Raw genomic sequence first — 14,418 nt, 5'->3', positions numbered from 1 at the left:
CCCAAAACACACCAGTCAAGTTTCAGGTGATAACCAACCATACTAATGAATAGCTTGCATACTGATAAGGGGGTGTTGAGCATGGCCAAAACGGGCAAAATCGCTGATAAAAACATGCCGATTGGAAAAAGCGAAGATGTACAGTACAACTCAAGAATGGCAGATGCAGATGATGTAGAAGCCCAAAAGCGGGCAGATGCGGCCGACAACAGGCAAGAGATTCGCCCATAATTTCGAGAAACAATGGAAAGAAAAGCTCTTACGCTGTGATAACCTTCATGACGTAAGAGCTTTGTCTACAGTTGAAACAATTATTTTTTTACTTCAACGATACGTTTTTCCACTTGCGGTTTTACTACTTTTTGTTGGATTAACGCTTCTTCTACCACGCTGAACAGCGTCAAGCCGGTGTTGAATGCATTTGCCTTTTTCAAGGAAGTGTATCCATCTCCGCCGGAAGCAACGAAGTCATTAGTTGCCACTTTGTATGTTTTCGCAAGATCAAGTGGTTGACCCCCAACTTTCACTTCGATCACACGTTGTCCTGCTGGTTGAGCCGGGTCGTAGCTGAATGACATGCCGCTCACTTGCGGGAAGCGACCTGCGCCTTTCTCTACTTCACTTACTCCACTTTCCAACGCCTGTTTCAATTCTTCACCCGTTACTTCCACTACTGTGAGTGTATTCGGGAATGGAAGGAGCGTGTACAGACCTTTTTTGGTAATATCTCCTGCTTTCAACTGCGTGCGGATACCACCTGCATTGGTCAAAGCAACATCTGCCTCATGACCTTTGATCGTTTTCGTACGAGCAAGCATAATATCGGTAATCAGGTTTCCGACATTCGTCTCACGGGTACGAACAAGCGCACGATCTCCGTCCAAATCCACTTCAGACTTCGCAATGACCACATTCATGGAATCGTCTACTTTTTTCACGATGTCTTTAACCATTTTATCTACTTCTGGATCTGGTTGTACTTTCTCGTTGTACTCGGCAATTCCACCACTGAATGTAACCAGTTCATTTTTGTAATAGAACAAATCTGCACGTCCAATGGATTTGCCGTACTCCCAGTCTTGGACAATGTATGTACCGTTAACTAACTCAGGCTCCTTGATTTGTGTATGGGAGTGACCACCAATAATCAGATCGATTCCCGGTACGTTTTTGGCGATTTCACGGTCCACATCAACACCCACGTGAGAAAGAAGAATGACGTGGTCAGCTTCTTTTTTCAGTTCTGGTACAACTGTTTTCGCAATTTCAATTGGATTTTTGAAAGTTAAGCCTTTTACGTTATCCGGGTGAGTCAAAATTGGTGTATCCTCTGCTGTCATGCTGAAGAACACGAATTTTTTACCGTCAATTTCTACTTTGTAAGTTGGAACCAACAGTTGTTTGTTATCTTGTGTAAAGATGTTTGCAGAAAGCAATGGATATTTCAAACCATCTTTCAACTTGAGCAATTGCTGGTAACCGAAGTCAAATTCATGGTTACCTGCAGCCATTGCATTAAATCCCATGTGATTCAAGATAGGAAGGATCGATTCGCCCTTCATCTGATTGACAAAAATCGTACCCTGGAAGGTGTCACCTGCATCCAGCAACAAGAAGTTTGGATTTTCTGCACGCCATTCTTTAACCAGCGTGTTCATTTTTGCATAACCGTACTCTTTTCCACTTGCATTCTCTTCAATATGCCCATGAACATCGTTTACGTGTGCAATGGTAACTTGTGTCGTAAGTGCGTCACCCAAGGCAGTAAAGAAGTTGCCTCTCGTTACGTGTTTTGCTTCTGCCAATTCAAGAGTAACTCCGAGTTTTTTCCCAATTTCGTTTAATTCTGCTGCAGAAACAGGAGCCATCGGAGTTTTGGATTGCTTGTCCGTCAATGCACCTTTGGACACGGCCCAATTAATGTAAGGAGCTGACCAGTGTCCCCCTTTTACAGGAGTAACTGTTGCACCGTTTGCTCTAGCAAAAATGGTGATTGCTTCTGCCAGAGAAATACTTTTATCTAGTTGGTAATCACCTGTTTTGGATTCACTAATGACGCCCTTTTTAACGAGCCAGTCCACGTGATTCACAGGTGCGAGTGGTGCTGCCAAAATAGAGCCCGCCATCATGCTTGTACCAAGTACGCTGGCAAGAAGTGCAAAACCTACTTTTTGATTAAATCTGCTCACTGCTACTTTTCCCCCTTTAAGATGGAAACTAAAGATCATTGTCCTTCCAGTGGCACTTTTCAGACAACTATAACAAGTATAGCAAATTTTGGATAGAGAAACAGCCCTCAGTTGACAAGTTTCGTCAATTGAAGGCCGTTTCTTAGGAGGTTTTCATTTGTCTGATAATCTGCTTTTAATATTCGCTGCATTCAACATCAACACATCAATGAACAGATTGACCATGTTGGGGTCTTGAACCACTTCTTCAAAAACTGCCGGATTCTGCTGAAAAAACTGCTCGTTTGCCTTCACCCACTGGCGAAATCCCGGATTCTTCTTGTAGTAGTTATTCAATTGATGAATTGGTTTTCCCGCTCGCATAACATCCACTCCTGTCAATACTGGGCTTTAATCAATGTCATCATCGAAAAAGAAGATGGAAATCAGGAAGATGATCAGCAAAATCCAAATAATGATTTCGAACCCATCATTGTCAAACAGTCTGCCCATGCCCATCACCAATCCCTCCTTGCTGCGTAGTAATTGGCTTTTTCGCACATAGCTATTTGAACAGTATAGGTATATGTGAATCCTTCTGGGTTGGTCTAGACATCTGCCCTGAATCGCCTACAAAATCCGCTCTAGCCCAGATTAGGTCTGCGTGACCTTTCAACCTGCATAAAAGCTTCTCTTCTTTCCCCATACTAACGTATGACTACTTCTACCAAGCGGCTACTTACAAACCGAATCTTCCTGATCCTGATGGCAACGTCACTGTTTATGCATCTGGCTACCTATCTGGTCATTCCGCTGTTTCCCATTTTTCTGGAGAAAACCCGGCATTTCTCATTGGCAGAAGTCGGCATCATTCTCGGTGTGGGAAGTGTGGCTTTTCAAATCGGCAGTTTGTTTGGAGGCTTTTTATCTGACCGCTTTGGCCGAAGAAATGTCATGGGACTGGGAACTCTCATCCAGTTAGGTGCAATGATCGGGTACAGCAGAAGCATTACGTATGTATTTTTTATGTTGTTCGCCTTCGTCAATGGAATCGGAGTGGGTCTCTTAGCACCTACATTGAAAGCAATGATTTCCCAGGTTGTGGACGAATCACAACGTACGACTGCATTTTCATGGCGGGGCATTGCAGCCAACATCGGAATCATTGCAGCTGGCATTATTATCACGATCTTCGCCATCGGCGCAACGGAGCAGATTTTTATTTACGCCGCGATTGCACATGGCTTGCTAGCTTTGCTTACATTTTCGGTACTGCCTAATGATCGCTGCCAAGGAGAAAAATGCCGACCGATTCCGCTCAGTGAATACCGGGAAATCTTGTCTCACCGAAGCTTTCTCTTGTTCTCGGTCGTCTCCTTGTTCATTTGGGCCCTCTATGCCCAATTCGCATTTATTCTGCCGATCCGAGGGGAATATGTTTTGCACTCGGCAACCTCGATTGGACTGATTTGGACCATCAATTCTATCTGCGTAGTTTTGTTTCAGGGCCCTATATCCCGGTTTGTGCTGGAGAGAATCAATCCCTATATTGCCTTGATTGTCGGTACATTATTTCTCGGTACGGGGCTTTTTTTGCTTGGAAGAACAAGTAATTTCGTCCAACTGAGCGGATCAGCCATTCTTTTTATCACAGGAGAAATGCTATTCCTGCCGGTACTGGACAGTTTGGTTGGTCATTTCGCAAGTCCCAAATGGATGGGCGCTTACTTTGGCATTTCGAATGTGGTATCGGGAATCGGAGGAGCCATCGGCAATGTAGCAGGCGGTTCCATTATGGAGAGGTTTGGTGGTGTAGGAAGCCAGCTTCCCTGGTTCATTTACGGATTTTTTACGCTCGTTATCTGTGCAATCCTCGGTTTGTTCGCTGCTTATGCGAAACAGAAAAATCGTGAAGCGAAATCAGTTTCTACCTGGGCCACCAAAAAAGAAAAGGCGAAATAAATAACAATGAAGAAACGGAGCGATTTGGATGGCAAACGATAAGAAGCAAAAGTCATCAAAGCCTGTACCAAATGAAGAGAAACGCCCAGGGTACGGAGATAAAAAACTGGAAGGACCCAATCGCCCTGCTGAATAAGGATAATATATCTGCGCTCTCGGAACCTTTTCGAGAGCGTATGTTTTTATGGTAACAGTTGCTCGTTTCCAACATTTCGCCTATTATGAAAGAAACGACATTTTGTGACAATTCGCACGGAAAGGGAGTGAATCTTTGACAGTAACCAAATCTCGATCGATAACTTACTTGTTTATCTTTCTACTCCCTATCCTTTTTACCTTTATAGTAGTAATTGGTTACTCACAGGCGAAAGTTGAGTACCTCCGAGCTGGTATCAGGAGCATGGACAAGCAGCTTAACGTAGTCGTTCACATGATCAACCAGATCGACAAACAAGCGAAAGAGCATCACACCCCTTTAGAAGATGCCCAAAATCAATTAAAACAGCTTCTTTCCGGCCCCAAGTTGCCAAATGGCACACGTGATTTATCCAGTGTAGACATTACCCTAGGCCCTGGCGACTACTTGTTTATTACAAACTCCCAAGGCGATCTACTCATGCATCCAAAATTGGAAGGACAAAATCTGTACAAGGTACAGGGACCAGACGGAAAGTACATAATCCAACATATTATTAACCAGAAGCAGGGTGAACTGCATTATACATGGCAAAACCCTGATGATCCGGATCCTCGCAAAAAAATTGCTATCTTTCAATATTTTCCTGAATGGGACTGGTACGTTGCCATTTCCACCTACGAAGAAAATTTCTATGGACATTATAGTCAGATCAAGTATTTATTAATGTTTCTGGTTATCGGCAGTTATCTGATTACTATCATCTTGTTTACAAGTGCTCGCAGAAAAGAGCAGGATCTCCTCAAATCTACCATCGTAAGCAGGCAGCTTGCCCAAGCGAATCAAAGCATTTTGAAAACATTGGCTGTCGCTCTGGAAGAACGGGACGCCTATACACTTGGTCATTCCCAACGAGTCGCGTATTATATGAAGGTCATTGCCCGCCAAATGGGATTGGATCAAGATCTGGTTGAAACCATTTACACGGGTGGGTTACTGCATGATATCGGGAAAATCGGAATCGAAGACAGCATTCTGCTCAAGCCGGGCCGATTGACGCAAGAGGAATTTCAAATTATCAAAACTCATCCGATACGCGGGGAAGCGTTGTTGCACCGATTGTATGCCCAGTTAAATGAAAAAGAGGACAACAACATCAAGCTGATTCTGCAAATCACCCGCAATCACCACGAACGTTATGATGGACGAGGGTATCCAGATCAGTTGAAAGAGCTGGAAATTCCTTTCGTAGCTCGTATTTCAGCGGTTGCCGATTCATTTGATGCCATGACTTCCAATCGGGCTTATCGAAAGGGACTCTCTTATCAGCAAGCATGTGCCGAAATTGCTAACAACAAAGGAACGCAGTTTTGTCCAGAAGTGGTTGAAGCCTTCCATGTTGCGATTACAGAAGAAGAGTTCATGCATGCCCACCATATTACCAGAGTAGATGATCTCTTGCTTGAACGGATCGCTCCAGAAAATCAGATTGTCTAGAAATTCTTACCCTTTTTCACAAAGATGCCCCACCCTTCCGTTCGGAGAGTGGGGTTTTGTTTTTCATTTCATTATTTCTCTACTCCATAGCTCATGATTTTGACCTTCGGCGTAACCGTAACTTTTGCTTTGGAAAATGCTTTTCCCCACTCTTTTTCTACCTTTTTCCATTCTCTGTAATGAAATGCCTGTACGTACTGCCCAAGCCCCACTGGATCGATTTGGTGCTGTTGAAACTTACGAATGATCTCTTCACAATCTTTTTTCACAGCGATCTCCACCGCTTTTTTGAACTGTTTTCCCTTTTTCTCGGAATCGAATTTAAAGGGGCGCTCCGTTACGACTACGCCTATATCCAGCTTTATATCGAAATGAAAAGTACCCTGTTGAACCTTTGTCGTTATCTTTCTTTTTGCCGATCCGATATTCAAGTTAATCCGATAAACCTGTTTCTGCTTTTTGTCCTCAAGTATATCGGGAGGAAGGATGAAGGAAACAGGAATAGATCGTTGCAATTGCTTTTTCATCAGCAGAAAAAGGGAACTCTCCTTCAAACCAACGGAAGTGACATACTTCCCCTCATGGTTTAGAAAAGCCGTACCTGTTACGATGATTTCATTACTTCCAGGCTTAATTTGGGTTAAATAGGGAGTGACTCCAGGCTCAAGCATCTGACGATGGTATTGCTGCAAAGTCGTGCGAACAGTAGAACGCCCCTCATAAGAGGTTTCGACCTGTTCTTTTAACACGACACCTGGCCTTCCCTTGTCTTTCATATTCATATATACAATATCCTTGACTTCTCCATCTACGACCATCACAATCCCGTTGACCTCGTTTTTAGGGTCCCGAAAAAAGGAATCCAGATAAACAAATACGTTTTTCGTTTGAAGCAGCTTTTTCGAAATGACGATATTTTGTACCTTGCCACCAACCAGGCTGCCAATGCTCATCGCATCAAGTCTTTTCCTTGCCTGTCTGGCCGTATTCGCATACGTTCCTGTGATATTATATTTTTGACTCGCTTCCGGACTAAATACAGGGGACACCGAATAAAATCTTAGTTCATCGCCTTTTCCCACATCCAACCCAAGCAGCAGTGTCATTTGTTGTTCCTCCAAGTTGGTCTGATCACCGCAACCCGGTAACAGAAGGGCAGCCGACAGTATTAGCGAGAGATGTCTTTTCTTCATTCAGACAGTTCCTTTCTTCTAAAGATGCGAAAGATCTTCTGATAAAGGAAGAACACAACAGGGAAACCAAAAGCGAGATAAAGACCAAACTGACCCCAAAATTTCCCTATCTGAATAATCTCATCATAGGTAGGGATGAAAAAAAAGGAGGCTACGATCCACCCAAGGACAATTACCCGCAAAGAGAGTTGATTGTATTTTCCCCCAAACAGGCGGCTCGTTCCTTCAATTGCAAAGTAAGCATAGGGAATGATCGTCTTAAATAAAATGAACAGGTAAAACGAAAGAAAAATGATTTCAAATCTCTCCAAAAAAGGAAGACGAATCAATTTGAGCAGGTTAAGGGTAGGCCATACGTAAGCCTCCACTTCTAACGGACTGAAACGAAGATAGCTAATAATGGTTACCACAACAAAAACCAGCATGGACATAGTATTGGCAATCAGTATGCCTTTAACTGCTTTTTCTTTCTTGATTAGATAGGGATAGAGCAGAAAAGCAAGCTCAAAGCCTAGAAAAGAGAGTACCGTAGATTTCACTGTTTTGATAATGGGCATCCATCCCTCCTTGAGAACGGGCAGCAGATGCAACCAGTTTAGGTCTGAAAGGGTAAACAGCAGAAAGACAGGTATCCAGGGCAAAGTAAAATACGCTAACTCCGCAAATCTGGCAATTCCTTTTAACCCTTGAACCGTAATCATGTAAAGAGGGATGGAAAACAGCAGCATGAGGATGTATTGCTTGGTGTTGGGCAGTATCCACTGATTGATTACATGGAGTGTGGTGAATAGTACAACCGTAGAGCCACTCAAACCATAGAGGACCCAAATGACGATAAATAACTTGCCAATCCATTTTCCCAGGTATTTTGGCAAAAGCTCAAAAATGGTGCTTGAAGGGTCTTTTTTCATGATGGATATGACGATGATGCTGATACCCATGGATATGATCCAGCCAGGAAAGATAGCAATCCAACCGTCAGTCCCCGCTTTTTCCATCAAGTCACGAGGGAGTGACAAAATACCAATACCAACCTGAGCCATAAAGATTAACAAAACGTATTGGATATATGATATTTGTATCATTTCGTAAACCTCATTTAGGGGATTTTACGGTCTGCGTCGCTTCTGCCGAATAAGTTGTTTCGGCTTTGTTGATAACGGCCGATTAATCATGTATCGCAACGGTACACGGATCCATGTATCCTTCCAGTCAGGCGCTCTCACTGGTATGATCGGACTTCCAAATGGCACTTGCAGTGATTCCAGAGAAATAATATGAGCAATGATGATCATCAGCCCGATCGTGATACCCACCATTCCAAAAAAGGATGAAACCAGCATCATCGGGAATCGAATAAGCCGCAGAGATAGTGCCATGTCCTGATTGGGAATAATAAACGATGAAATAGCTGTGATAGCGACAACGACAACCATGATGTTACTGACAACTCCTGCCTGGACAGCAGCCTGACCGATAATGATCCCCCCAACCACCCCTATGGTTTGTCCAATCGGAGAAGGGACACGTAGACCAGCCTCTCGCAGCATTTCGATGGCCAACTCCATAATCAACGCTTCAACGATGGGGGGGAAGGGAACTCTTGCTCTTGATTCACCAACAGATATCAACAGGTCAACTGGTATTACCTCATAATGAAAAGAGATCATGGCAATGTAGGTTGCAGGCAAACAGGTAGCGATCAAAAATGCAATAAACCGTAACACTCGCAAAAAAGATGAAATCACCCAGCGTGAGCTGTAATCGTCCACACTTTGAAAAAAAGTAGCAAAACTAGCCGGAAGCACAATGGCAGAAGGAGAATGATCAACTACCAGAGTCACCCTTCCTTGTAATAATTGAGATGCCACCGCATCCGGACGTTCAGTAAGAATCACCTGGGGAAAAATACTGAACGGCCGATCCTCCAGAAACTCCGCAAGCTCACCTGTATTTAATACGGCATCTACATCAATCTGGCCCATCCGTCGTTCTAATTCCTTTAGATAATCTGAATTAACAATGTCCTCCAGGTACATCATAAATATTCTTGTCTTTCCTCTTCTGCCTATCGAGTAATTGCGGATTTTCAGCTCACGATTAGGGAGATAACGGCGAATCAACGAGATATTCTGATCGGCCGTCTCCGTAAAGCCCTGATGCCCACCTTTCAAGGAGGATTCAATTTGTGGCTCCTTAATTGCCCGCTGGGGCCAACCTTGTGTATCAAACATCAGTGCATGTGGCTGTTGATGAACAAACAGGACACTGATTCCAATAAACAGGGAATACTCGATTTCCTTCCACTCATTGGTTATGCTCATTTTCCCGATTGGCAGGTGTATTTGGTCGATCTCATCATTTTCGATTTCAAAGATCAAAGGCTTCAGCAAATGCTCGTTCACCGATAGCCGATCAACCAAACCGTCAAAATAGACAAGCGCAGCATCTGTTCCAGAACGCAGTTTGAATCGTCTGATCACAAAATCAGTCATTTTCGAAAACTGTCCCAGAAGGATTTCCGTATTCTCTTCCAGATTGTCTGAAATCGTATCGCTCATCGTTTCACCTCTGTATCATCTGGCCTGTGATCTTAGGTTTTCCTAATTTGCCCTAAACTTCCAAAAGAAAACCGTAATCTTTATATAGCAGATGAACTTTCCGATAATACAAAAAAACTCCACGTCACTTGGGGGGACTGGGATCAGTCCCCTTGGACATGGAGCCTAATTGATTCTTATTATTTCAGCATGTGATATACCTGTTCTACATCCTTGTCGCCACGGCCGGAAATGTTGATGATCACGATATCGTCCTTCGCCAAGGTTGGTGCCAGCTTCAGCGTATGGGCAACTGCATGAGCGCTTTCAAGCGCTGGAATGATCCCCTCTGTTTTCGCCAGTACCTGGAAAGCTTCCAATACTTCTTCGTTTGTAACAGTCACGTATTCGGCTCTGCCGATTTCTTTGAGATAGCTATGTTCAGGGCCGATGCCAGGATAATCCAATCCCGCTGCAATAGAATAAGTCGGTTTGGGATTCCCTTCCTCATCAAGCAGGACGAGACATTTAAATCCATGGATGACTGCAGGAACACCCTCTGTGAGTGACGGGGCCTGGTCAGGTTCTACCCCAATTAATCGGACATCGGGTTCAGCGATGTAGTGAGCAAATGCACCAATCGCATTACTGCCACCACCTGCGCAAGCAATAACTGCTGTAGGAAGGCGGCCTTCTTTCTCCAGAATTTGCTTTTTGGATTCTTCACTAATCACGGACTGGAAGTGCTTGACCATGCTGGGGAACGGATGCGGCCCCACCGCCGAGCCAAGCAAATAAAACGTATTCGCATAATTTTGCACCAGATCGCCTAATGCCTCATCGACTGCATCTTTTAGCCTGCCTTGGCCTTTGGTAACGGGAACAACCTTTGCACCAAGCAGCTCCATGCGAAATACGTTAAGTGCCTGTCTCTTGGTATCTTCTGCCCCCATGTAGATGACACAATCGATTCCAAACATGGCGCAGACTGTTGCTGTAGCCACACCGTGCTGTCCTGCTCCCGTTTCAGCGATCACTCGCTTTGCTCCCATTCGTTTGGCGAGCAGGATTTGACCAATTACATTATTAATTTTATGGGCACCTGTATGGTTCAGGTCTTCCCGTTTGAGATAGATTTTGGCACCATTCAGTTTCTCTGTCAGATGTCTGGCGAAAGTTAACGGATTTTCTCTACCAACAAACTCTCGCAAGTAGTACCGAAATTCCTCATTGAACTCCGGATCATCTTTATATTTCTCAAATTGCTCTGCCAGGTAATCAAGAACCTCTTGAAGATCGGGTGGAACAAAGCTTCCACCAAATTGTCCGAAATACCCTTTTTCTACTCTGCTCATCTCATCTAAGCCCCTTCCTTGTCTCAGCTATTTCTTCCCATTTTATTACAACACTCATGCAGGAACAATTGATTTTTTTCTGACAAATGAAAAGTTTCATGATAAATAGACACATGCTGCTGGAATACCGATGAATACCAGAGTACACAACCACACAGGTGCTTCTGTTTGGTTCAAATAGCATTTTATAAGGTTGTATTTGTGACAGGAAAAAATAAAAAAGAACAGCCCCATACAAATGAGACTGCCCTGACGTTTCTGGTGCTTTATTATTCTATTACTTTAGCTAATGCTATATCGAGAGAGGTTAACAAACTCTTATGCAATTTTTCTGCTTTTGCTTTATCGTTTGCATTGATTGCATTAACTAGTTGTGTTCCTGTTTTTACAAGAGCATTATAGCTTGTTTTCCCGAGTTTTTTTTGCAGATCTGTCTCCATGAGATTAATGAAAAGGAGTCCTTCAAGAGCAGTTATTTTGGATTTATCTTTGCCCCAGTTGGCTTCTTCAAATGAAGCGGCGAATTCACTTTTGGTAACTCCGATAAAACCACGAACCATTGCTTTGTTAATTTTATTGGAATCAATCGTTTTAGGGTCGGTAGCATTGTCAAACATACTGTTGATATAGTTTGCGTCTTCAGCCGTTTCCCCTTCTTTAACAATGTAACTATGAAGCACTTGATATGTAGCCCACGCTGCAGCTTGTTCTGCCTTTACATTGGCATCTCCCGCTTTTGCTAATTTTTCGATATCAACTGCGTATTGATTGGTATGGAGATAGAACGCCTTCATCATAGTCTTGTCGACCACTTGTCTTGCTAAGTTGTAGTTCAATGTGTTACCTTCATCAATTGCCTTTGCTAAGTCAGCAATTCCACCATTGATCTTATCTTGCAATGTAACACCAAATTTGCCGTCTGTTGTTTTTACCCAATCTTTTAAACCAGCGAAGTACTCAGTAGCACGTGTATAATCGGCTTTGGCTTTTTCTTTATCTTGCCAATCATCACTAACTTTTCTCAATTCTGCACGCATAAATGCAAATGTTTCTTTAATAAGTAACTTGTCAAAAAGCTCAGCTACATATTTTGCAGTTACTTTACCGTCTTTTCCATCTTGCAATGCTGCCATTAATAATGAATCTACTTTCTCTTTCAAAGCGGTGTCACGCTCTTGAACAAGACTTTGCAGATTCGTTTTATAGAGTTTTTCAATGCCTTTGTAGTCTAATTTATTTTGATCAGCTTTCTTTAGTAATTTTTTTATTGAATTGATTGCAGTTACAGCTTTCTTTGCTTCTGATTGGACAGCACTGACTTCAACTGAATCAGAATGCTGGTACTGTGCATGGGAATTGGCTTGGTTTGCAAATACTGGTGTTGCGGATAACAAAGAACCTACTAATGCCAGACTACTTAATACTTTTACGGATTTCACTCGGATATTCCCCCTTGATGAAATGATGAAAATGATTATCATTATTAATGAAATCGATTATCATTATCACTTCTTCTCATATCATTTGTCAATATATAAAACAGAAACATTTTCAAAATAAAACCCCTTGGCAAGTTAGCCAAGAGGTTTCTGGTAGTATTACTTGCCGTTAACGGGGATAAACCCACCTTCAACAATCGCCTTGCTTCCCTCATCACTCAAAATCCAGTTCAGCAACTGATTCGCAGGACTCTCCGCAGGCTCGCCCTCTCTTGTCACTGCGTAAAGGATAGCCGTATAGGGATAACGGTCATTTCGAATGTTTTCCTTGTTTGGCTCTACTCCATTGATCGCAAGGAATTTTACATTTTCATTTTGATGCATTTCATTGGCAAAATAGTAGAATGAATATCCGATGGCACTCTTTGAATTTTGATAATCAGCAACCGCTTCAATCAAGCCACCCATCCCTCCTGCTTTTTTGGTTTTGGGAGGGTCGGCAAGCTCCACATCCTTCATAACCTTCTTTTGCATGAAGGTTTGACTTCCTGAATTCTCTTCCCGTTGAAAAGCGATAATCGGATAGTCTTCTCCCTCAACCTCTTTCCAATTGGTGAGTTTTCCTGAATAGATGTCTTGCACTTGTGAAACCGTCAGTTGATTCACCTGGTTTTCACGGTGTACGAGAAAAATAAACGCATCCTTACCGATGGGAGTCAGTTTCAGCTTAACACCATTTTCCTCAGCCAGTTTCAACTCTTCATCCGATGGACCCGAGACAAAAATGATATCTGCCCCTTTTGTGATCAGGTTTACGTAGGCTTCATGGGACTTATTGAAACGGACGAATTGGTCAGCCTTGGGTTTGCTTACTCCAGTTAACTCACGCACCAACACCTGTCCGAAGGGAATGGCTGCCGTCGCTCCGTCTACTCTCGGATACGTCTCCAATGTATAGACTGTTCCCCGTGGCAACAACAGCGTAACAATCAAGCTGACGATCAGGACACCGTACGTGGATGCCACAGGGATGATCAGCTTATTTCTTTGTCTACTCTTCCAGTAATCTGCACTCTGTAACCCGAGATAGGTAAAAATACTAGGAACGAAAATAAGCATCAACCCGACAATCTTTACTTCATTGCTGGAAAGATAATGCTCCAACGTCTCGAAAAAGGGCATTGCCCAAAATGCAAACAGATTAAAAAACAACCACGTCAAGCTCCCTATATCTGAAGTTGCTCCAGCAACACTTCGATATGTTAGAAACCAGATGACAAACCCCACTACGACAACCGGCAGGACGACAATCAGCTTGGAAAAGCGATGTACAGGAATCTTTGCTGAATTGAAATATCCATAGAAAAAGAAAATCGTGGCAATCACACATAGATAAAGAGCAAGTGAAAGGCAAATACTTGCGTTGTTCCATTCCAGATCGAGAAAAAACGGGGAACTGCCAGCACCGAGTAATCCGCTTATGATTGTAAATGCGACATAAAAAAAGTAAAACAAGATTCCCCATAATATAGAATTTCTCACTTCGATACCTCCTCATCAAACGAAAAGCAGCCTCTAAACTGATGAGACTGCTCCGAAGTAGGTCTTTTATGTGTACTCTATTTTGTACGGATAAGTTTGTAAGGGACTTGAGCGTTAGTCAGTTCCTGATAAAAATTCTCTTCTTCTGCAAGAGGAATCTGCAACTCAAGGTATTGACTGAAGTAAAAATGGACTCTGGTCACATCCTCTTCCAAAAAGGAATAGTGCGCCAGCCTCGCCAAATCGTCAAAGTAATACAGATAACTGTACCGATCCTCTGTTAACTCCGACCGGAAAATTCGGCTTACAATGGTATCTCCGCTTCGATTCTCTCGCAGATTATCTTTGGTTGCCCCGAGTCGTTGGAGCACTTCTGCTGCCCGTTTACCCAATGTCTCTGCCACCATGAGATCATTGTACTCGACTTCGATATGTGAAAGCCTCTGCTCGACACTAGTGAGCATGGCCATATACAATTTACGGACAACCAGATTGCCGGAAGCGAACTTGTTATCGTAGAAGCTGTATGTGATGATTGCTTCACCTGCATGTTCTTTCCTTTGAAGGACTATCCCTTGCATCGTGA

The 14,418-nt window shown here is 43.1% G+C and carries 12 protein-coding genes; 3 read left to right on the top strand and 9 right to left on the bottom strand.

All coding sequences use genetic code 11. The annotated features are described in order from the left end of the window. The first annotated feature begins 81 nt into the window (after positions 1-81). On the top strand, positions 82-231 hold the full coding sequence (locus ACPW7N_RS19280; RefSeq protein ID WP_425652758.1) for a YfhD family protein: 150 nt from the start codon (positions 82-84) through the stop codon (positions 229-231). Positions 232-311: 80 nt separating this feature from the next. Here the strand turns inward: ACPW7N_RS19280 and ACPW7N_RS19275 are convergent, their stop codons facing one another. Further along, the gene (locus ACPW7N_RS19275) at positions 312-2,129 is read right to left on the bottom strand and encodes a bifunctional metallophosphatase/5'-nucleotidase (protein ID WP_425652791.1); all 1,818 of its coding nucleotides are present in this window, start codon (positions 2,127-2,129) and stop codon (positions 312-314) included. A gap of 213 nt (positions 2,130-2,342) precedes the next feature. Next, positions 2,343-2,552, bottom strand: coding sequence for a hypothetical protein (locus ACPW7N_RS19270; protein ID WP_425652757.1), 210 nt, complete (start codon positions 2,550-2,552; stop codon positions 2,343-2,345). 330 nt (positions 2,553-2,882) lie between these two features. Between ACPW7N_RS19270 and ACPW7N_RS19265 the strand changes: the two genes are divergently transcribed. Both ACPW7N_RS19265 and ACPW7N_RS19260 read left to right on the top strand, forming a co-directional pair. Further along, positions 2,883-4,130: an MFS transporter gene (locus tag ACPW7N_RS19265; protein WP_425652755.1), complete on the top strand. Its 1,248-nt coding sequence runs from the start codon at positions 2,883-2,885 to the stop codon at positions 4,128-4,130. 271 nt (positions 4,131-4,401) lie between these two features. Beyond that, positions 4,402-5,763: an HD domain-containing phosphohydrolase gene (locus tag ACPW7N_RS19260; protein ID WP_425652753.1), complete on the top strand. Its 1,362-nt coding sequence runs from the start codon at positions 4,402-4,404 to the stop codon at positions 5,761-5,763. A gap of 71 nt (positions 5,764-5,834) precedes the next feature. Here the strand turns inward: ACPW7N_RS19260 and ACPW7N_RS19255 are convergent, their stop codons facing one another. The 7 genes from ACPW7N_RS19255 to ACPW7N_RS19225 form a co-directional block, all read right to left on the bottom strand. After that, complete coding sequence (locus ACPW7N_RS19255) at positions 5,835-6,956, bottom strand: Ger(x)C family spore germination protein (RefSeq protein WP_425652751.1); 1,122 nt, start codon at positions 6,954-6,956, stop codon at positions 5,835-5,837. Beyond that, on the bottom strand, positions 6,953-8,041 hold the full coding sequence (locus ACPW7N_RS19250) for a GerAB/ArcD/ProY family transporter (RefSeq protein WP_425652749.1): 1,089 nt from the start codon (positions 8,039-8,041) through the stop codon (positions 6,953-6,955). The genes ACPW7N_RS19255 and ACPW7N_RS19250 overlap by 4 nt, the downstream gene beginning before the upstream one ends. Before the next feature lie 24 nt (positions 8,042-8,065). After that, entirely contained in the window at positions 8,066-9,517 is a 1,452-nt protein-coding gene (locus ACPW7N_RS19245; protein WP_425652747.1) for a spore germination protein, read from the bottom strand. Between the two features lie 179 nt (positions 9,518-9,696). Then, positions 9,697-10,851 carry a tryptophan synthase subunit beta gene (gene trpB, locus ACPW7N_RS19240; protein WP_425652745.1) on the bottom strand — a complete coding sequence of 385 codons (1,155 nt, stop codon included), beginning with the start codon at positions 10,849-10,851 and terminating at the stop codon, positions 9,697-9,699. A 269-nt stretch (positions 10,852-11,120) separates the two neighbouring features. Next, positions 11,121-12,290, bottom strand: coding sequence for a hypothetical protein (locus tag ACPW7N_RS19235; protein ID WP_425652743.1), 1,170 nt, complete (start codon positions 12,288-12,290; stop codon positions 11,121-11,123). A 159-nt stretch (positions 12,291-12,449) separates the two neighbouring features. Further along, positions 12,450-13,832, bottom strand: coding sequence for a PstS family phosphate ABC transporter substrate-binding protein (locus ACPW7N_RS19230; RefSeq protein ID WP_425652741.1), 1,383 nt, complete (start codon positions 13,830-13,832; stop codon positions 12,450-12,452). 77 nt (positions 13,833-13,909) lie between these two features. Then, positions 13,910-14,413 carry a hypothetical protein gene (locus ACPW7N_RS19225; RefSeq protein WP_425652740.1) on the bottom strand — a complete coding sequence of 168 codons (504 nt, stop codon included), beginning with the start codon at positions 14,411-14,413 and terminating at the stop codon, positions 13,910-13,912. Positions 14,414-14,418 lie beyond the last annotated feature (5 nt).

The organism is Brevibacillus nigriterrae, assembly GCF_049846925.1.
GTDB lineage: Bacteria > Bacillota > Bacilli > Brevibacillales > Brevibacillaceae > Brevibacillus_H.
The sequence above is the reverse complement of the archived record's forward strand: the minus strand, read 5'-3'. Positions and strand labels throughout refer to the sequence as shown.